The organism is Thermosulfurimonas sp. F29 (genome assembly GCF_019688735.1).
Classification (GTDB): domain Bacteria; phylum Desulfobacterota; class Thermodesulfobacteria; order Thermodesulfobacteriales; family Thermodesulfobacteriaceae; genus Thermosulfurimonas_A.
In genome coordinates, this window is sequence record NZ_JAIFYA010000001.1 from 871886 (window position 1) to 889860 (window position 17975).

Annotated in this window: 16 protein-coding genes and 1 tRNA gene; 7 read left to right on the top strand and 10 right to left on the bottom strand. The window is 60.2% G+C overall.

Annotation, left to right across the window (positions count from 1 at the left end; all coding sequences use genetic code 11):
* The first annotated feature begins 6 nt into the window (after positions 1–6).
* A complete protein-coding gene (locus K3767_RS04495; protein ID WP_221172348.1) occupies positions 7–1350 on the top strand; it encodes a glycosyltransferase family 39 protein in 1344 nt (447 codons plus the stop codon).
* On the opposite strand, the gene K3767_RS04500 is transcribed toward K3767_RS04495, so the two are convergent.
* From K3767_RS04500 to K3767_RS04535, 8 genes are all read right to left on the bottom strand, one after another.
* Entirely contained in the window at positions 1296–2054 is a 759-nt protein-coding gene (locus K3767_RS04500) for a zinc ribbon domain-containing protein (protein WP_221172349.1), read from the bottom strand. The two genes, K3767_RS04495 and K3767_RS04500, sit on opposite strands and share 55 nt — an antisense overlap.
* A 1-nt stretch (position 2055) precedes the next feature.
* Complete coding sequence (locus K3767_RS04505; RefSeq protein ID WP_221172350.1) at positions 2056–2859, bottom strand: Nif3-like dinuclear metal center hexameric protein; 804 nt, start codon at positions 2857–2859, stop codon at positions 2056–2058.
* 22 nt (positions 2860–2881) lie between these two features.
* Positions 2882–2955: transfer RNA gene (locus tag K3767_RS04510), tRNA-Ile, on the bottom strand.
* Positions 2956–3000: 45 nt separating this feature from the next.
* A complete protein-coding gene (rpoD, locus tag K3767_RS12195) occupies positions 3001–4581 on the bottom strand; it encodes an RNA polymerase sigma factor RpoD (RefSeq protein WP_221172351.1) in 1581 nt (526 codons plus the stop codon).
* Positions 4547–6301: a DNA primase gene (gene dnaG, locus K3767_RS04520; protein WP_221172352.1), complete on the bottom strand. Its 1755-nt coding sequence runs from the start codon at positions 6299–6301 to the stop codon at positions 4547–4549. Before dnaG ends, rpoD begins: the two co-directional genes overlap by 35 nt.
* Entirely contained in the window at positions 6298–8595 is a 2298-nt protein-coding gene (locus K3767_RS04525) for an endonuclease MutS2 (RefSeq protein ID WP_221172353.1), read from the bottom strand. The genes dnaG and K3767_RS04525 overlap by 4 nt, the downstream gene beginning before the upstream one ends.
* Before the next feature lie 4 nt (positions 8596–8599).
* The gene (rpsU, locus tag K3767_RS04530; RefSeq protein WP_221172354.1) at positions 8600–8803 is read right to left on the bottom strand and encodes a 30S ribosomal protein S21; all 204 of its coding nucleotides are present in this window, start codon (positions 8801–8803) and stop codon (positions 8600–8602) included.
* A 56-nt stretch (positions 8804–8859) separates the two neighbouring features.
* Positions 8860–9258 (bottom strand): thioesterase family protein, encoded by a 399-nt coding sequence (locus K3767_RS04535; protein ID WP_221172355.1) that lies wholly within the window; start codon positions 9256–9258, stop codon positions 8860–8862.
* Positions 9259–9477: 219 nt separating this feature from the next.
* Here K3767_RS04535 and K3767_RS04540 point away from each other — a divergent pair, with 219 nt between their 5' ends.
* Genes K3767_RS04540 through K3767_RS04565 form a run of 6 tightly spaced genes read left to right on the top strand, consistent with a single transcriptional unit; the run spans position 9478 to position 14950 of the window.
* Positions 9478–10962: a glutamate synthase-related protein gene (locus K3767_RS04540; RefSeq protein ID WP_370630438.1), complete on the top strand. Its 1485-nt coding sequence runs from the start codon at positions 9478–9480 to the stop codon at positions 10960–10962.
* Position 10963: 1 nt separating this feature from the next.
* The gene (locus tag K3767_RS04545) at positions 10964–12121 is read left to right on the top strand and encodes a glutamine amidotransferase family protein (RefSeq protein WP_221172357.1); all 1158 of its coding nucleotides are present in this window, start codon (positions 10964–10966) and stop codon (positions 12119–12121) included.
* Positions 12122–12137: 16 nt separating this feature from the next.
* Positions 12138–12881: a hypothetical protein gene (locus tag K3767_RS04550; protein WP_221172358.1), complete on the top strand. Its 744-nt coding sequence runs from the start codon at positions 12138–12140 to the stop codon at positions 12879–12881.
* 7 nt (positions 12882–12888) lie between these two features.
* Positions 12889–13935, top strand: coding sequence for a phosphoribosylformylglycinamidine cyclo-ligase (purM, locus tag K3767_RS04555; protein WP_221172359.1), 1047 nt, complete (start codon positions 12889–12891; stop codon positions 13933–13935).
* Positions 13932–14342 carry a DUF523 domain-containing protein gene (locus K3767_RS04560; protein WP_221172360.1) on the top strand — a complete coding sequence of 137 codons (411 nt, stop codon included), beginning with the start codon at positions 13932–13934 and terminating at the stop codon, positions 14340–14342. The genes purM and K3767_RS04560 overlap by 4 nt, the downstream gene beginning before the upstream one ends.
* A gap of 32 nt (positions 14343–14374) precedes the next feature.
* Positions 14375–14950 carry a Uma2 family endonuclease gene (locus K3767_RS04565; protein WP_221172361.1) on the top strand — a complete coding sequence of 192 codons (576 nt, stop codon included), beginning with the start codon at positions 14375–14377 and terminating at the stop codon, positions 14948–14950.
* On the opposite strand, the gene K3767_RS04570 is transcribed toward K3767_RS04565, so the two are convergent.
* Positions 14943–16412 carry a menaquinone biosynthesis decarboxylase gene (locus K3767_RS04570; protein ID WP_370630439.1) on the bottom strand — a complete coding sequence of 490 codons (1470 nt, stop codon included), beginning with the start codon at positions 16410–16412 and terminating at the stop codon, positions 14943–14945. The genes K3767_RS04565 and K3767_RS04570 overlap by 8 nt on opposite strands.
* Positions 16412–17788, bottom strand: a complete 1377-nt coding sequence (gene purF / locus K3767_RS04575) for an amidophosphoribosyltransferase (protein ID WP_221172363.1) — start codon at positions 17786–17788, stop codon at positions 16412–16414. Before purF ends, K3767_RS04570 begins: the two co-directional genes overlap by 1 nt.
* Positions 17789–17975: the final 187 nt, after the last annotated feature.

Here is a 17975-nt window from a genome sequence, read left to right on the forward strand (position 1 = left end):
CCGTGGGTGATTATAGGGGGGCTTTACCTCCTCCCCCTCTTTCTGCCCCTGACCTCCGTCCAGGAGGCCCGCAGGGCCGAGATCGTTCAGGAGGCCGTCAAATTCGGTCACTGGCTCCTTCCGTACCTGAACGGTGAACCTTATGTAACCAAGCCCCCACTTCACACCTGGGTGGCCGGCTTTATTTCCTGGCTCTGCGGAACAGGCGAAGCGGTGCTTCGCCTTCCTTCCCTCCTTTTTGCCGGAGCCCTTCTCTTCGTGACCTTTCTTCTGGCCAGGCGGGTGGGGGGAGGTCTGTGTGCTTTTCTGGCGGTTCTTTTTCTCGCCGGGGCCCCGCGGTTCTACTTTTTTGCCCACCGGGTGGACATAGAGATGCTTATGGCTCTCTGGTTCGGACTCTATGTGTACGGGGCCTTCCTCTTCCTGGAATCCGGTAAAAAACGATTTATCCTGATGGCCTTTGCCTCTCTGGGAGCCGGCTTTCTCACCAAAGGGCCCTTTATCCTCCTGGCCCTTCCCCCGATCCTGCTTTACGGATGGATCACCGGAAACCGGCACACGCTTTACCTTTTGCATCCCCTCGGGTGGATGCTGGCCCTGACTCCGGCCATCCTCTGGTATCTCTATGTCTACCACGGCCTGGGTGGTGGTGGTTTTACGGAATTTCTCCGGGAGGACCTTCTGGGAAGACTGGCCACGGGAAAAAGAGACCCCTTTTACCACTACGCCGGGGCCCTTCTGGCCGGTTTCCTTCCGGAAAGTATCCTCGTTCTGCGACTACCCTCCTTCGTGAGACTTCACCTCCGGGATCATCCCAAACTCTTTACCTTTCTGGCTTGGTTCGTGCCCTTAAGTCTTCTCAGTTTCACGGCGGCCAAATTCAGCAAGTATCTCCTTTCCATCTATCCCTTTTTCGCCCTGTCCCTGGCCCTTTCCGCCTCCGAATGGTTCCGATCCCGGGAGTCCCTTCTGCGTTCCCTGACTCCCATCTTAACCCTGATTCTCCTCACCGGGGCCATCATGGTGGAGTGGAGGGGGAACGCTCTGCGATTCGAATCTATAAAGAGGGTTCGCCCCTATCTGGGGTTCCACCCCCTCTATCTTTACCGTCATCCCGACTACCTTCTGATTTTCTACCACGGAGGACCCATACCGGTGGTTAAGACCCCACCTTTTCCCCGGGGGATTCTTTTCGTGGAAACTCAGAAGGGATCCTCGTTATTTGAGGGAAGGGGAGACCTCAGGCTCCTTGCCGAGATCTCCCCCTTTTACCGTCGTCACAGGGTGTTGCGCATTTATGTTTCCGAGGGGGCGGTATCCTCGGAAGAATCCTCGGCTTCCGGAAAGTAAATCTTCTTGTAGTAAATAAGCCGGCGACACAGGGGGCATTCGTAATAACGGTCGTCGCGCTGGAGTTCGTTGAAGAGCTGCGGCGGGATGTGCATGTGACAGCCCTCACAGGTGCCGTTTTCCACCGCCACGATGGCCAAGCCCCCGCGCCTCTGCCGGATAAACTCGTATCGGTTCAACAGATTCTGAGGCACCGCCTCGGCCAGGGCCTCCCTTTCCCGCAAATACCCGGTCTTCTCTTCTTCCAGCCTGCGGCACTGGGCCTCGTAATGGGCCCTTTCGTCCGCCACCTTCTTTTCCAGCTCTTCGATCTCCCGGCGAAGGGTTTCCTCCTCTTTCTTGAGAGTCTCCTGTTCCTCCATTAACCTGAGAAGATTTTCCTCCCGCTGCTTGTTGGCCTTCTTGATCTCCTCTATCTCCCGTAGAAGAGCCTGGTATTCCCGGCTGCCCCGAATCTGCATGAGGCGCGTCTGGGTCTTGCGCAGACGCTGGTACTCCTCCTCGAGCTCTTCCTCCTCGGTCTTCCTTTTGAGATCGATTTCTTCCAGCCGGCGTGAAATTTCTTCAAACTGCTGTCTTTTCCGGGAAAGGGTTTCTTCGGCCTGGCGCAGGGTCTCCGGCAACTCGTTTTTGCGCCTTTCTATTTCGATGATTTTCAGGTCTATTTCCTGAAGTTTGATAAGGGTGGCGATCTCCTCTCGCACTTCATCCTCCTCCTTGGATGTGATGTGGTTTAAAGGGACTACTCTCCTCGAAGAAACTTACGGTAAGGCCCGGAAAATGCTCCGCCACTTGCCGGGCCAGTCGTCGCCAGAAGAAGTTCTCCATGGCGAAGTGGTCACTCACCAGAAGGGACACACCCGTCACCTCGGCCTCCCGGGCGGCGTGATGTTTGACCTCCCCGGTTATAAATACTTCCGCTCCCTTTGACAAGACCTCCGGCCAGAGATCCCATCCCGAGCCCGCGCACAGGGCCACCCGGGACACCTCGCGTTCCTCGCCCACCACAGCCACGGGAGCCCGAATAAGCGAGCCCAGACGCCGGGCCATTTCGGAAAGGGGCACGGGGGGATCGCACCTTCCCACCCTCCCCAGGCCGGCCCGCGGTTCTTCCGGGGAACACGGACGAAGAGGAGCCTCGCAGGAGATCCCCAGGGCCTCGGCCAGGGTCTCGGTCACCCCTCCGGGAGCGGCGTCCAGGTTGGTGTGATAAGAGATTACGGTCTTTCCGGCCCGGATCAGCTCAAGGACCATCCCCTCCCAGGGATCCTCGGCCAGAAGCCTCTTTAAAGGACGAAAAAAGACGGGATGGTGGGTGAGCAGACAATCCACCTGCCTCTCCAGCATCCAGGAGGCCACCTTAGGGGTGAGCTCGAGGGACAGACCAAGGTGTTTTATCGGAGCACCGAGGGCTCCGAATTGCAGCCCAACCCGATCCCACTCCTCCGCCCAGGAGACCGGAGCCCAGCTTTCGATGTACTCACATATGTCTTCGGCCGTGATCGCCATTTCGAGTAAAAACGAAAATAAGTGGGCCTGGGAGGATTCGAACCTCCGACCTCCCGGTTATGAGCCGGTGGCTCTAACCAGCTGAGCTACAGGCCCACGCTTTAGCTTTAATGTAGCCCTCACCCTATTTTTGTCAAGAAATCACGAGGTTAGATAGTACTTAAGGTGCTTGCTCCGATGGGGGTGGCGTAGCTTCCGCAGGGCCTTGGATTCGATCTGTCGGATCCGCTCCCTCGTGACCCCGAAGGCCTTGCCCACCTCCTCCAGGGTGTGTTCGTACTTCTCACCTATTCCGAAACGCAACCGCAACACCTTTTCTTCCCTGGGGGAGAGACAGGAGAGAAGTTTGCGCACCTCCTCCACCATGGAAAGATCCTCCGTGGCCTGGTGCGGTCCCAGAATCATCTCGTCCTCTATGAAGTCCCCCAGGAGTGAATCCTCGTCGTCGCCCACCGGTGTCTCGAGCGACACCGGATCCTTGGTGATCTTGAGAATGGTCTTGACCTTTTCCACCGGAAGTCCCATTTCCCGGGCCAGTACCTCGGGAGTGGGTTCCTCGCCCTTCTCCTGGTAGTAACGAAGGGAGGTGCGCACCAGTTTGTTGATGAGCTCGATCATGTGGACCGGAATGCGAATGGTGCGGGCCTGATCGGCGATGGCCCGGGTGATGGCCTGCCGGATCCACCAGGTGGCGTAGGTGCTGAACTTGTATCCCCTGCGGTAATCGAACTTTTCCACCGCCTTCATGAGACCGATGTTGCCCTCCTGGATGAGGTCCAGGAAAGGAAGCCCTCTTCCCACATACTTCTTGGCCACGGATACCACCAGGCGGAGGTTGGCCCGCACCAGGGACTCCTTGGCCTCCCGGGCCCGGGAAAGGCCTCTTTCCATATCCGAGAGAACCTCTCGAAAGGTGGGAAGACTTACTCCGAAGCGCAGTGGAATCTCCCGTTGAAGGGCTTTAAAACGCTCATAGCGTTCCCGAAACTCCAGAAATCTCTTTGGAGAGAGCCCCACCCTGGCTGCTGCTTCCTCCAATCGGACATAATCTCCGTTGCTGCGAATGAAGTGCTGGATCAGGACCGAGAGCCGGTATCCGGATTCCTCCACTCCCTTAAGATCCCTTTCCGCCCGCCGGAGCTCGCAACCCTTTTCCAAAGGTTCGCGGCAGAGTGCTTCGATAAATCTGCGAGCCAGTCTCCTTTCAAAAAGATGTCTCTCCAAATGCGTCCGTAATCTGGAAAGAGTTCTGTAGTGAGAAAGTCGAGCTCCTCTGCCCGAGGGGAGGTCATCCCATTGTCGGAGGAGTGAATCGGCGAGATTTCTTATTTCCTGTGCCCATTCACCAATACCCTTGTCGTCCTCTCCCGGTGTTTCCTCCGAGAATTCGTCGGCATCCCGAAGGACCTCGCGCACTCTTATCCGGCCCTCAAGCAACTTTGCAAAGGTTTCACCTACCCTTTGGACTCCTGTCCGAAAACGCAGGGCCGCTCGTACCGCCTGCTGTTCCCCTTCTTCCATTTCGCGAGCCAGTCGCACCTCCTCCTCTCGAGAAAGAAGAGGAATGTCCCCCATGTCCCTAAGGTAGTACTTGACCGGATCAAAGCCGCTCTCTTCCTCAATTTCTGGAAGACCGGAATCAAAACCATAGGTCTCCTCAATCTCCCGAAGACAGCTTACTCCTTCCTCAAAAACCTGAAGTTCGTTGTGAGAACGACTCATAAGCCCCCTCCCCGCGGCAGTTTAAGGATTTTTTACAGATTTCGGCGTAGGCCCTGAGGAGCCTCGCCAGGGTTTCTCTTTTCCCCATGCTTTCGGCCTGCCGGATTTCTTCGATAAGTCGATCCATTTTGCGAAAACGCCGTAAAGTTACGGTGCGTTCTATCTCGGAGAGGACTTCCTCCTCCGGCTTTTCCGGCGGGGGTGAAAAGAGGAGCTCGCCGTAAAGGTCCTGTAGCTCCGGATCGTCCAGGGTGAGGTTTTCCGGAGACCGCCCTTCCTCAACGGCCTCCATGATGCGGGCATAAAGGCGTTTTTCGGTGTCTTTGCTTAAAAATTCCTCCACGCCGAGACGCTTGAGTCGTGCCGCGCAGGAAGGGAGGTGCAGTAGGACCTGAAGGATGAGTCTTCCGAAGGGGTCATCTGATGAGACGGGTCTTTCCGGGGAAGAGGTCCGGGGGCGTGCGGATAGAAGGAGATCCTCCGGGACGCGCAACCTTTCCGCCGCCAGGCGCAGATATTCGTGGCGGGCCACCGGATCAGGAATACCGGAAAGGATCTCCCGAAGTTCCCGGGCCGTGGCGCTCTTGCCCTGGGGATCGTCTCCGTAGAGCCTGCGCAGGTGGTCCACCAGGAAGGAAAGGGGTTCGAGAGCACTGGCGAGAAGCTCCTCCAGGGCCTCGATCCCGGCCCGGCGTACCAGACTGTCTGGATCCTCTCCCTCGGGAAGAAAGACCACCCTGGGAAAAACCCCCTCCCGGAAGAACACCGCCAGGGCCCGGGCCGCTGCCTTGCGTCCGGCCTCGTCGCCGTCGAAAACCAGATACCAGTTCCGGCAGAGCCTCCTTAAGAGCCGTACATGTTCCTGGGTGAGGGCCGTGCCGCAGGTGGCCATCACATTCCGGACCCCTCGGTCCCACAGCGAGAGGAGGTCGAAGTATCCCTCGACTACCAGGCCGGTCCCTTTTTCCCGCACATGGACGCGGGCCTCGTAAAGCCCGTAGAGAACCCGGCTCTTCCGGTAGATCGGAGTCTCCGGGGAGTTGAGGTACTTGGGATCCCCCTCCCCGAGAATCCTCCCGGCCAGGGCTACCGTCTTGCCTGCGGCGTTGCGAATGGGAAAGATGAGCCGCTTCCGAAAACGGTCGTAGTAGGAACCGTCCTCCCGGCGCACCACCACTCCCGCTTCCTCGGCCCGGGCCAGGTCCACCCCGGAAAGCCGCAGGTGGGAGGCCAGCGCCCCGCCTTCCTCCGGCGCAAACCCCAGCCTAAAGGTCTTCACCGTTTCCGGAGAAAGTCCCCTCTCCCGCAGGTGCTCCCGGGCCTCTTCGGCTTCGGAGGAGGTGTTCAGGAGGTGCCCGTAGAAGCGAGCCGCCTTTTCGTTGATCTCGTAGAGAAGGCGATGCCTTTCCTCGGAGGAAGACTCACCGGTCCCCTCCGGAAGGGGAAGGTTGTAGCGACGGGCCAGCTCCCGGACCGCCTCGGCGAAGGTAAGTCCCTCCGCCCTCATGAAAAAACCGATCACATCCCCGCCGGCACCGCAGCCGAAACAACGGAAGATCTGCTTTTCCTCGTTTACCGCAAAGGAGGGCTTGGTTTCGGAATGAAAGGGGCAGAGCCCCATGTAGTTGCGCCCCACCTTTTTGAGGGCCACATAATCGGAGACGAGATCCACGATGTTTACGGTGTCGCGAATACGGGCTGCGGCCTCCCTTAGGTTCACGACCCCCTCCGGCGGTGGACCCCTGAGGTCCCGGAAGAGAGCCTGACCACCGTTACCCCTTCGCCCCCCTCAAAGGGGGCACCGGGCCGGATTGCCTCTACCGCCTCGTGTCCCCTGAGGTAGGCCCTTACCGCCCGCATGAGCCTACCGGTGCCGAGACCGTGAACGATGCGCACCTCCTTTTTTCCGGAAAGAAGGGCCCGGTTGAGAAAGGTTTCGAGCTGAGACAGGGCTTCGTCCACCGTAAGCCCGCGAAGATGCAGCTCGTCCGCGGAAGGAGCTTCGGAGGAAACCGAAACTTGGAAACGCGGGCCCTCGCGAACATCCGAAAGGACTTTAATACCTTTTTTGGAAAGCGCAAGTCTGAAGTGCCCCACCCGCACCTCCACCTCCTCTCCCAGGTCCCGAAGGACCACTCCCTCCCGCCCCAGATCCCTTAGGAGGACCTTTTGTCCCGGGGTAAGTTCCCCTATATCTGTGGCTTCCGAGAGGGATTCGAGGATCTCTCGCACCTCCTCTTGCCACCGTCCCTCCACTCGACGACGCCCCAGCCGGCGATATTCCTGCATCATCTCCACGAGCCGCCCCTCAAGCTCCCGGATCCGGTCCTCCACTTTTTTTCGTAGTGCCTCTTTTTCTCGGCGGAATTCCTCCTCGAGCTCCCGCCGGCGGTGCTCAAGAGCCTCCCTCTCCCGCCTGAGGCTCTCTTTTTCGGCGGAAAGGGCCTTCTCCTTTAGGCGAAGCTCCTGCTCAAGAGACCGGAGCTTTTCCAGATAGGCCTCCCCGGTATCCTCTCCGGAAAGAAGGCTTTCCGCCCGTTTTATTATTGGCTGAGGCAGCACCTCCCGGGCCAAGACCAGCCCCCGAGAGGATCCGAGCACTCCATAGATAAGACGATAAGTGGGGCATCCCTCCTCTTCCTTAAAGGCCATGGAGGCTGGGACCGCCTTTTCGCTAACCACGGCGTACCGTTTTACCTCCGGAAGGTGGGTGGTGGCAGCCACGAAGGCTCCGGAATCCTCCAGGGCTTCCAGTATTGCCACCGCCAGGGCCGCCCCCTCCCGGGGGTCGGTGGCCCTTCCGGGTTCGTCGAGAAGCACAAGACTTTCCGGATCGGCCTCAAAGAGGATCTCCCGTACGGCCCGAACATGCGCCGAAAAGGAACTTTCATGGGCCTGAAGGGTCTGGTCGTCGCCCAGGTCTACCAGAATCTTCCGGAAAACCGGAATGATCGAACCCTCGGCCGCCGGAATAGGGAGCCCGGCCTGGGCTAGGAGCACGCACATTCCCATGGTTTTCAGGGCCACGGTCTTTCCCCCGAAGTTCGGACCGCTAATCACCAATATCGGTTTTTCCGGGGAAAGCCTGAAATCGTTGGGCACGGCCTCCTCTCTCCGAAGGAGAAAAAAGGGATGTATCGCTCGCAGGATTTTCAGAGCGCCCGAGGGGCGGAGCTCCGGGAAGTTCCCTCGGTATTCCCGGGCGAGTTTCAGCGCGGAAAGTCCTAAGTCCACCTCGGCCAAAGCCTCCTCCAGCTCCCGAAGAGGAGTCCGGAATTCTCCTATTAGTCTAGAGAGCCGTTCCAGAACTTTTCGACGAGCTTGTTCCTCTTCGAGACGGGCTATTTCTAGCTCATTGGAGATGGGCACGGCCTCGGCAGGCTCGATGAAGACCGTAGCTCCCGATTGTGAAACATCGTGGAGAATTCCCGGAACCCGGTGGCGATGTTCAGAACGCACTGGCAGTACCAGGCGTCCCTTGCGCTGGAAGATGTGGTCCTCCTGAAGGTAGCCCTTTCGGGAGTATCGTCTCAAGGTCTCCTCCAGAACCCGATGCAGTCGCTCGAAGAAATGACGGTAGCGCCGGCGAACTTCGGCGAGTTCCGGGGAGGCTCTATCAGAAAGGTCTTTTCCGCCAGGCTCAAGCGAAAGGGAGAGTTCTGCCCGAAGGGCCTCCAGGGTGGAAATATCGGGAAAGAAGGAAAGTTCCTTAAGGGAGCGAGCCGTCTCAAGATGCCGGAGGATGACCTGGAGTTCTTCGGGATGAAGAATCCCTCCCCGTGCAGCCCGTTCCACCAGAGGCTCGAGGAGGGGAAGTTCTGGAAGAGAGGTGAGACCAGAGCGAGCGGAAAAATCTGCAAGCTCTCGCAGGCGGTTCTGTCTTTCCAGGGCCTCCTCAAAGGAAAAAGCCGGAGAGAAGGAAGCTAGACGCTTCTCTCCGGCTTCGGTACGGAGGTACGGTTTGAAGTGTTCAAGGAATCCGGGCCACTCGAGTTTTTCCAGTGTGCCCGGCATTCAATCAATCGTATTGACGCATTTTTTTGAGTTTCTTGAGGAGCCGCTTGCGCGCCGCCATGAGTTTTTTGCGCCGCCGCACCCCCGGTTTCTCGTAGAATTCCCGCTTCTTGACCTCCGAAAGGATCTTGTCCCTTTCCACCTGTTTCTTGAAACGCTTGAGAGCCTGTTCAAAGGGTTCGTCTTCGCGCACGATTACTCCGGGCAAAACACATCCCTCCTTTCCTCCGGGTTTCCGGCATATTAACATCCCCCGGGGGGCTGTCAACTTTGGACCAGCGCGGAGAGCCTTCGCCTTAGATCCTCGGGGAAACGGGTGAGACGCCCCTTCCGGTTTACCGGGGCGTGTACGGTGTAGCCCCGGGCCAGGATTTCCGCACCCCGCCGGATCTCGTATTCGAACCGAACCCGGTGAGGGGCCACCTCGGTAACCCGGGTCTCTATCTCCAGGAGATCGTCGTAACGGGCCGGGGCCTTGTAACGCACATGGACCTCCACCACGGGAAGGATCAGCCCCTCCTTTTCCTCGATCTCCCGATAGGTGAGTCCCCGGGCCCGGAGAAGCTCCGTGCGGCCGATCTCAAAAAGACGCAGGTAGTTTCCGTAATACATGACCCCGCCGCAGTCCGTATCCCCGTATATCACCCGGTAGGTGACCACCATGTCCCTCTTTATTACTTTCTCGCCCCTGCTCCCGCAACCCCCTTGAAAATTAGGATCCGATTCTGTTTTTCGGGAGACAACTTGAAACATTTAAAATTTCCATTAAAGTGGCTTCTTACCGGACGGATAAGGAGGGCTTCGGTGGGCGAAAGAGAAAAGACCCCAAAGAGCCGCAAGAAGAAAGTCCCCCAGTGGGCCAGGTTCTTCCCCGACTTCGTCATCGAAAGGGATCCGGAGAGGTGTATCAAGTGCCGGATCTGCGTAAAGGAGTGTTCTTACGGGGCCCACATCTGGAACGCCAAAAAGAAGGAGCTTTCCGAAGACCCCACCAAGTGCGTGGGGTGTCATCGCTGCGAGGCCATGTGCCCCACCAGGGCCCTGGTGATCCGGCGCAATCCCTCGGATTTCCGGGAACACGCGGTCTGGACCCCCTGGTTCATCAAAAATGTTTACAAGCAGGCCGATCAGGGCGGGGTGCTCCTCACCTCCACCGGATGCACCATCCCCTTCCGGAGCTACTTCGATCATCTGGTGCTTGACGCCTGCCAGGTCACCAACCCGCCCATTGATCCCCTGCGGGAGCCCATGGAGCTCAGAACCTATCTGGGGCCGCGGCCGGACGCCCTGGAGGTGGAGCCCGGGCCGGAGGGGAAATTCCGGCTCAAGACCAGAATGCCCCGCCAGATCAAGCTGGAAGTCCCCATCATGTTTGCGGCCATGAGCTACGGGGCCATAAGTCTCCATGTGCACCAGGGGCTGGCCCGGGCCGCCCGCGAACTGGGGACCCTCTACAACACCGGTGAGGGTGGGCTTCACGCTTCCCTTTACGAATACGGGTCAAACACCATCGTGCAGTGCGCCTCCGGGCGCTTCGGGCTGCATGTGGACTACCTCAACGCCGGGGTGGCCATCGAGATCAAGATCGGTCAGGGGGCCAAACCCGGCATAGGCGGGCATCTTCCCGGGGAAAAGGTCACGGAGGAGATCTCGAAGACCCGGATGATCCCGGTGGGCTCGGACGCCATCTCCCCGGCCCCGCACCACGACATTTACTCCATCGAGGACCTGCGCGGTCTCATCTACGCCCTGAAGGAGGCCACGGAGTACAGGAAGCTGGTCTTCGTAAAGATCGCGGCGGTGCACAATGTGGCGGCCATTGCCTCGGGGATCGTACGGGCCGGGGCCGACGCCGTGGTCATAGACGGTCTCAAGGGGGGCACCGGTGCGGCCCCCACCATGTTCCGGGACTACATCGGGATCCCCATCGAGCTTGCGGTGGCCGCGGTGGACCAGAGGCTCCGCGAGGAGGGCATCCGCAACCGGGCCTCGGTGATCGCTTCAGGGGGTATCCGCTGCAGCGCCGATGTGATCAAGCTCATCGCCCTGGGGGCGGACGCGGTCTACATCGGCACCCCGGCCCTCATCGCCTGCGGCTGCACCATGTGTCAGCACTGTTTCACCGGAAAGTGCCCCTGGGGTATCGCCACCAACGATCCGGAACTCATCAAAAGGCTCCCGCCGGAGGTGGCCTTCGAGAAGATCTACAACCTGGTCCACGGATGGGCCCACGAGATGAAGGAAATGCTCGGGGCCATGGGGCTTAACTCCATAGAGAGCCTGCGGGGCAACCGGGATAAACTCAGGGCCGTGGGACTCACCGAAACCGAGATGAAAATCCTCGGGGTAAAACACGCGGGGGAATAAGATGAAGGACATTTCGGGTTGCGGACTTTCCGGGGTCATACATCGCAAGGGGGAACTCATTCCCGGTGAGGTCATCATCCGGTCCATCTGCTGCCAGGAGGAACGGGGAAACGGTCTGGGGGCCGGGTTCGCGGCTTACGGCATCTATCCGGATCTCGCCGACTACTACGCCCTCCATGTCATGGCCGATCACCGCAAGGCCCTGGAAGATGTGGAGGAGCTTCTGGCCCATCGGACCTACATGGCCCACGAGGAACCCATCCCCACCAGGCGCACCCCCGGGATCGAGAATCCCCCTCTATTTAAGAGGTACTTCGTGAAACCCAAGTACGAGGGCGAGGTCCGCGAGGTGTGTGAGGGCACGGAGGACGAGGACGATTACATGGTCTCGCTGGTCATGGAGATCAACACCAGAATCGATGGGGCCTATGTGATTTCCTCCGGGAAGAACATGGGGGCTTTCAAGGGGGTGGGGTTCCCGCATCAGATCGCGGACTTCTTTCGCATCGAGGAATACAAGGCCTACATCTGGACCGCGCACAACCGTTTCCCCACCAACACTCCGGGCTGGTGGGGGGGAGCGCATCCCTTTACCATTCTGGACTGGTCCATCGTGCACAACGGTGAGATCTCCAGTTACGGTACCAACCGGCGGTATCTGGAGATGTTCGGCTACCACTGCACCCTTCTCACCGACACCGAGGTGGTGGCCTATCTTCTGGATCTCCTCATTCGTCGCCATCGACTTCCCATCGAGGTGGCCTGTATGGCGCTGGCTCCGCCCTTCTGGGAGGAGATTGACCGGATGCCCGAGGAGGAGAGGGAACTGGCCCGGGCCGTGCGCGTGGTTTACGGGGCGGCCATGCTGAACGGTCCCTTCGCCATACTTTTCGCCTACAACGGGGGGCTGGTGGGGCTCAACGATCGGGTGAAACTACGGCCTCTCGTGGCGGCGGAAAAGGGCGATATGGTTTACATGGCCAGCGAGGAGGCGGCCATACGGGCCATCTGCCCTGATCCGGATCGGGTGTGGGCTCCCAAGGCCGGGGAACCGGTGATCGTGGAACTGGAGCCGGGAAGCGTACCCCATCAGAGAAGCTATCTTCGGGGACCGGGAGAGCGGGCCGCGGCCGCGGTCTGCCGGTATCCCCAGGAGTGACACCGGGAGGTTTCCGATGCCCACGGAAATAGACGCCAGGGATCTGCACTATCGGGATCTCAATCGGCTGCTTCGGGCCAGGATTGAGGAGGGCGAACGGGAATTCATCCTCCGCAATGTGAACGGCCAGCGTTACATCGCCGCCGGGGTCTCGGCGGACATCCGGATTGACCTTTACGGTACCCCGGGGCTGGATCTGGGGGCCTTCATGCGGGGGCCGGAGATCGTCGTTCACGGCAATGCCCAGGACGGCGCCGGGAACACCATGGACGAGGGCAAGATCGTCATCCACGGCATGGCCGGGGATGTGGTGGGCTACGCCATGCGCGGGGGAAAGATCCATGTGTACTCCGATGTGGGCTACCGGGTAGGCATCCACATGAAGGCCTACATGGATAAGGTTCCGGTGATCGTGATCGGGGGCAAGGCCGGGGATTTCCTGGGCGAATACATGGCCGGGGGGATCATCATCCTTCTGGGCATGTTCTCCCGTTATCCCGAGCGCCCCATCGCCGGAATCTACCTGGGCACCGGCATGCACGGTGGCACCATTTACATCCGGGGAAGGGTCTCCGAGCATCAGCTCGGCCTGGGGCTCAAACCCCACGAAATCACCGATCAGGACGAGGCCCTGTTGCGCAAACACCTCGCCGAATACTGTGCGGACTTCAACCTGGATCTCGAGGAGATCATGAAGGAACCTTTCACCAAGGTCGAACCCTACACCCATCGCCCCTACGGAAAACTCTACGCCTATTGACGAGAAGATGAGCGCGGGTTCCCGTTACGCCGAAGCCGGGGTGGACATAGACAAGGCCAACCGCCTGGTGGAGGAGATCCGGCGGCTGGTGAAGAGCACCCCCAGGCGTGGGGTGCTGGCGGACATAGGCGGGTTTTCCGGGCTCTTCGCCCTGGACCTCAATCATTTCCGGGAGCCGGTCCTCTGCGCCACCACCGACGGGGTGGGCACGAAGATAAAGCTGGCGGTAGCCGCCGGGAGGCACCGGGGCATAGGCCTCGATCTAGTGGCCATGTGCGTGAACGATCTCATCGTTTGCGGAGCCAGACCCCTCTTTTTCCTGGACTATCTGGCCTTCGGAAGGCTCGACGAAACCGTTTACCTCGAGCTCCTTTCGGGTATCGCCGAGGGATGTCGCCAGGCCGAATGCGCCCTTCTCGGCGGGGAGACCGCGGAGATGCCCGGCATGTATCCCCCGGGGGAATATGACTGTGCGGGGTTCGCCGTGGGGGTGGTGGACCGGGATCAGGTTATCGACGGCTCCGAGGTCTCGGTGGGAGATGTGATCCTGGGCCTGGCCTCGAACGGGCTTCATTCCAACGGGTTTTCCCTGGTGCGAAAGATCGTGCTCGAGGAACTCAAACTGGATCTCTCCACCGAGATCCCCGAGATCGGGGGACCGCTGGCCGAGGAACTCCTTAAACCCACCCGTATCTATGTGCGCACGGTGCTGAACCTCCTCCACCGGGGCACCAGGGTCAAGGCCATGGCCCACATCACCGGAGGGGGCTTTTACGACAATCTCTCCAGGGTTCTACCCCGGGGGGTGCAGGCGGTTATCGAAAAGTCGGCCTGGGAGATGCCCCCGATCTTCCGATTCCTCATGGAAAGAGGGGAGATTTCCGAGGAGGAAATGTATCGGGTCTTCAACTGCGGGATCGGTTTCGTGCTGGTGATTCCGGAGGAGGCGGTGGAGGAGGTGGAGGCGGTGTGTCGGGGGCTCGGCGAGACGGTGTACCGCATCGGGGTCGTCGAGACGGCTTCCGGGGGATCCCCGCGGGTGATCCTGGTGTGAGGGAGCCGGTCCTGGTCTCGGCCTGTCTTCTGGGTTTAGCCACCCGCTACGACGGGAAGATCCTTTTCGAGCCGGCCGTAAGCTCCTTAAAGGAACGGTACCTTCTCGTTCCGGCCTGTCCCGAACAGCTGGGAGGGCTTCCCACGCCGCGTCCGGCGGCCGAAATCCTCGAAGGGGACGGTTTTGCCGTCCTTTCCGGCAGGGCCCGGGTGGTAAACCGGCGCGGTGAGGAGGTCACCGGGGCCTTCGTGGAGGGAGCCAGAGAGGTTTTAAAGATCTGCCGGTTCCTCGGGATAAAACGGGCCTTTCTCAAGGCCCGGAGCCCTTCCTGCGGTCTTACCCCCGCGGTGGGAGTCACCGCCGCCCTTTTGCTTTCGGCGGGCCTTGAGGTTTACGAACTGGGTTAAGGGGAGTAGAAAAAGGTGAGGGGGTGATAAGAATGGCCGCCGCCCCTGCCGCACCGCAGGCCGAATCCGGAAAGAAGGGGCTCGCGTTTTCCCTCACCTCGACCCGCTATACCTACCGGGACCTTCTGGAGGGCAACATCCCCTCCGGGCTCTACGAGATCGTAAACGGGGAGGTCGTGCCCATGGCTCCGGCGGGTTTCATGCACGGAGACTGGGAATTCGAGGTGGCCGTAAAACTAAAACAGATCCTGGGTAAAAAAGGCTGGCTTGCGGTGGGGGAGGTGGGGATCGTGATTTCGAAGGAACCGCTCACCCTGCGGGCGGCGGACATCGTGTTCGTCTCCCGGGAGAGGTGCCCGGAACGGCCGCGGGGGTTCCTTGAGGTGGCTCCGGATCTCGTGGTGGAGATCGAAGGCCCGGGCTCGGGGGACCTGCATCCCAAGATCAGGGATTACCTCTCCCTGGGGGTATCGCGGGTCCTGGTGATAAATCCGGAGGAAAGGACCCTGGCCCTCTACACCTCCGAGGGTCGGGTGTCCTTCCACACTCCGGAGGAAGAGCTGGAGATCCTTCCCGGGGTGAAACTCTCCCTCAGGGACCTTACTTAGCCCCGGCCAGAAACCTCTCCACCCCGAGTTTCTTCCAGAGGCGATCCACCCGTTCCCTGACCTCCGGAGTCATTTCGATGACCTCCGGCCAGTCGCGGCCGAAGCCCTCCTCCGGCCACTTGCGGGTAGCGTCGATGGCCATCTTCGAGCCGTAGAAGGGGTAGGGCGAGGCATGATCCAGGGCGTCCACCGGCCCCTGCACGAAGAACACATCCCGGGCCGGGTCCACATTGTTGCCGAGCCGCCAGAGACACTCCGAAAGATCCTGCACATTTACCTCTTTGTCGAAGATTACGATGATCTTGGTGAACATCATCTGACCGAGGCCCCAGAGGGCGCAGGCCACCTTGCGGGCGTGCCCGGGGTAGCGCTTGTCTATGGAAACGAAGGCCAGGTTGTGGAAGACCCCCTCGATGGGAAGATTTATGTCCACGATCTCGGGAAGGGTCTTCCTGATGAGGGGGAGAAACAGCCTTTCGGTGGCCTTGGCCATGTAGCAGTCCTCCTGCGGGGGGCGCCCCACGATGGTGGCGGGATAGATGGCGTCCCGCCGCATGGTCATGCAGGTCACATGAAAGACCGGGTAGTAGTCCGGAAGGGAGTAGTAGCCGGTGTGATCCCCGAAGGGGCCCTCAAGCCGCCTCTCCCCGGGCTCCACATAGCCTTCGAGCACGATCTGGCTTTCGGCCGGGACCTCAAGGGGCACGGTGAGGCACTTGACCAGCTCAACCGGTTTGCCTCGCAGGAATCCGGCAAAGACGAACTCGTCCACATCCTCGGGAAGGGGTGCGGTGGCGGCGTAGGTTACCGCCGGGTCCGGCCCTATGGCCACGGCCACCGGGAGGCGCTTTCCCAGGCGTTCGGCCACCCGAAAGTGCTGGGCCCCGCCCTTGTGCGTGTGCCAGTGCATGCCGGTGGTCTTCCGGTCAAAGACCTGCATGCGATACATCCCGGCATTCCTTATCCCGGTCTCCGGGTGCCTGGTGATCACCACCGGAAGGGTTATGAAGGGCCCGCCGTCCTTGGGCCAGCACTTGAGCACCGGAAGCCGCGTGAGATCCACCTCCTCGCCCCGGAGGACGACCTCCTGGCAGGGGGCCCTTTTCACCGTTCTGGGAAACATATTGGCCAGGCGCTTGAGCCTGGGCACCAGTTTCAATTTCTTGAAGAGCGAGTCCGGGGCCTCCACCTGAAGGAAATCGGCGATCTCAGCCGCCAGATCCTCAAGGCTTTCCACCCCCAGAGCTAGGCACATCCGCCGCATGCTCCCGAAGGCGTTGGTGAGGACCGGGAGATCGTGCCCCTTCACCCTTTCGAAGAGAAGGGCCGGGCCTCCGAGTTTGACCACCCGGTCGGTGATCTCCGTGATCTCGAGCTCGGCCGAGACCGGCTCCTTTACGCGTAGAAGTTCTCCCTCGGCTTCAAGTCTCTTTATGAATTCCTGAAGATTCCGGTAAGCCATCATGGGTTCTTCTCCAGAATGTCCTTGCGCAGGCCCTCCTTGACCGGAACGGGATACTGGCCGGTGAAACAGGCCAGACAGAAACGCTCACCGTTTCCCCCGGCGGCGGAAATGAGCCCCTCCAGAGACAGATAGTAGAGTTCGTCGAGTTCGAGATACCGGCGGATTTCCTCCACCGAGTGTTTGGCGGCGATGAGCTCCCCGGGGGTGGGGAAGTCTATCCCGTAAAAACAGGGGAACCGGATGGGAGGGCAGCTTATGAGCATGTGGATCTCGTGCGCCCCGGCCTCCCGTATGGCCTTCACCCGGGTGCGGCTGGTGGTCCCCCGCACCAGGGAATCGTCCACCACCGCCACCCGTCTGCCGTGGAGGATCTCGCGCACGGGATTGAGTTTCACCCTTACCGAAAAGTCCCGCATTCCGGCTGAGGGCTGGATAAAGGTGCGTCCCACATAGTGGTTCCGGATGACCCCCATCTCGAAGGGCAGCCCGGTGGCCTGGGCGTAGCCGATGGCGGCGTAGTTTCCGGAGTCGGGAAAGGGCATCACGAAGTCCACGGAGAGGGGTTTTTCCCGGGCCAGGACCTCGCCGAGCCGTTTGCGGAAGGCGTACACATTTTCGCCGAAGATGTAGCTGTCCGGCCGGGCGAAGTAGATGAACTCGAAAATGCAGTGGGCCGTGTGGCGACTTTCCGCCCCCTCGTGGGAGTGAAGACCGTCCTCGTCGATTACCAGGATCTCTCCCGGACGGATGTCCCTCAGGTACTGGGCCTGGATGAGGTCCAGGGCGCAGGTCTCCGAGGCCACCACATAGCCCCCGTTGACCATTCCCAGACACAGGGGCCGGAAACCGTAGGGATCGCGGAAGGCGATAAGTCGGTTCGGGAGGAGAAGGATTACCGAGTAAGCCCCGCGGATAATCCCCATGGCCTCGCGGATGGCCTCCACGATCCCCTTGCGGGCGGCCTTGGCCAGCAGGTGCACGATGACCTCGCTGTCCATGGTGGTCTGAAAGATGGACCCCTGCGCCTCGAGCTCGCACCGGATCTCGTGGGCGTTCACCAGGTTGCCGTTGTGGGCCAGGGCCAGGGTGACCCCTCCGTGGGTCACGCAGAAGGGCTGGGCGTTCTTTACGGTGGTGGAACCGGTGGTGGAATACCGCACATGGCCCACGGCGATGTGCCCGGGGAGGCGGGCCAGGATGTCCTCGTCAAAGACATCCGGTACCAGTCCCAGGGCCCGGTATTCCCGGACCTCCCGTCCGTCGGAGACCGCAATGCCCGCGCTTTCCTGGCCCCGGTGCTGGAGGGCGTAAAGCCCGAAGTAGGTGAGCTTGGCCGCCTCCCTGTGCCCGAAGACTCCGAAGATTCCGCACATCCCATCCGTCTCCTGTTTGATTTTATCGCCGGCTTATTTTACCAGAAAAAGATTCATATATCTCCCCACCCCAAAATCCGTTATCCCCGTGCTTCGTTATCTTGCGAGGAGTTCCAGCTGAAGATTTTTTCAAATTCAATCTGTGCTAATGTTTCTTTTCCTTTGCGATTGGGGAGGGGATTGCAGG

Bases quoted from the DNA above. Each gene is read 5' to 3' on its own strand.
- K3767_RS04505 (WP_221172350.1), bottom strand. From the start codon at position 2,859: ATGGCGATCACGGCCGAAGACATATGTGAGTACATCGAAAGCTGGGCT.
- rpoD (WP_221172351.1), bottom strand. From the start codon at position 4,581: ATGAGTCGTTCTCACAACGAACTTCAGGTTTTTGAGGAAGGAGTAAGC.
- K3767_RS04525 (WP_221172353.1), bottom strand. From the start codon at position 8,595: ATGCCGGGCACACTGGAAAAACTCGAGTGGCCCGGATTCCTTGAACAC.
- K3767_RS04535 (WP_221172355.1), bottom strand. From the start codon at position 9,258: ATGGTGGTCACCTACCGGGTGATATACGGGGATACGGACTGCGGCGGG.
- K3767_RS04545 (WP_221172357.1), top strand. From the start codon at position 10,964: ATGAAGGACATTTCGGGTTGCGGACTTTCCGGGGTCATACATCGCAAG.
- K3767_RS04550 (WP_221172358.1), top strand. From the start codon at position 12,138: ATGCCCACGGAAATAGACGCCAGGGATCTGCACTATCGGGATCTCAAT.
- purM (WP_221172359.1), top strand. From the start codon at position 12,889: ATGAGCGCGGGTTCCCGTTACGCCGAAGCCGGGGTGGACATAGACAAG.
- K3767_RS04565 (WP_221172361.1), top strand. From the start codon at position 14,375: ATGGCCGCCGCCCCTGCCGCACCGCAGGCCGAATCCGGAAAGAAGGGG.
- K3767_RS04570 (WP_370630439.1), bottom strand. From the start codon at position 16,412: ATGGCTTACCGGAATCTTCAGGAATTCATAAAGAGACTTGAAGCCGAG.
- purF (WP_221172363.1), bottom strand. From the start codon at position 17,788: ATGTGCGGAATCTTCGGAGTCTTCGGGCACAGGGAGGCGGCCAAGCTC.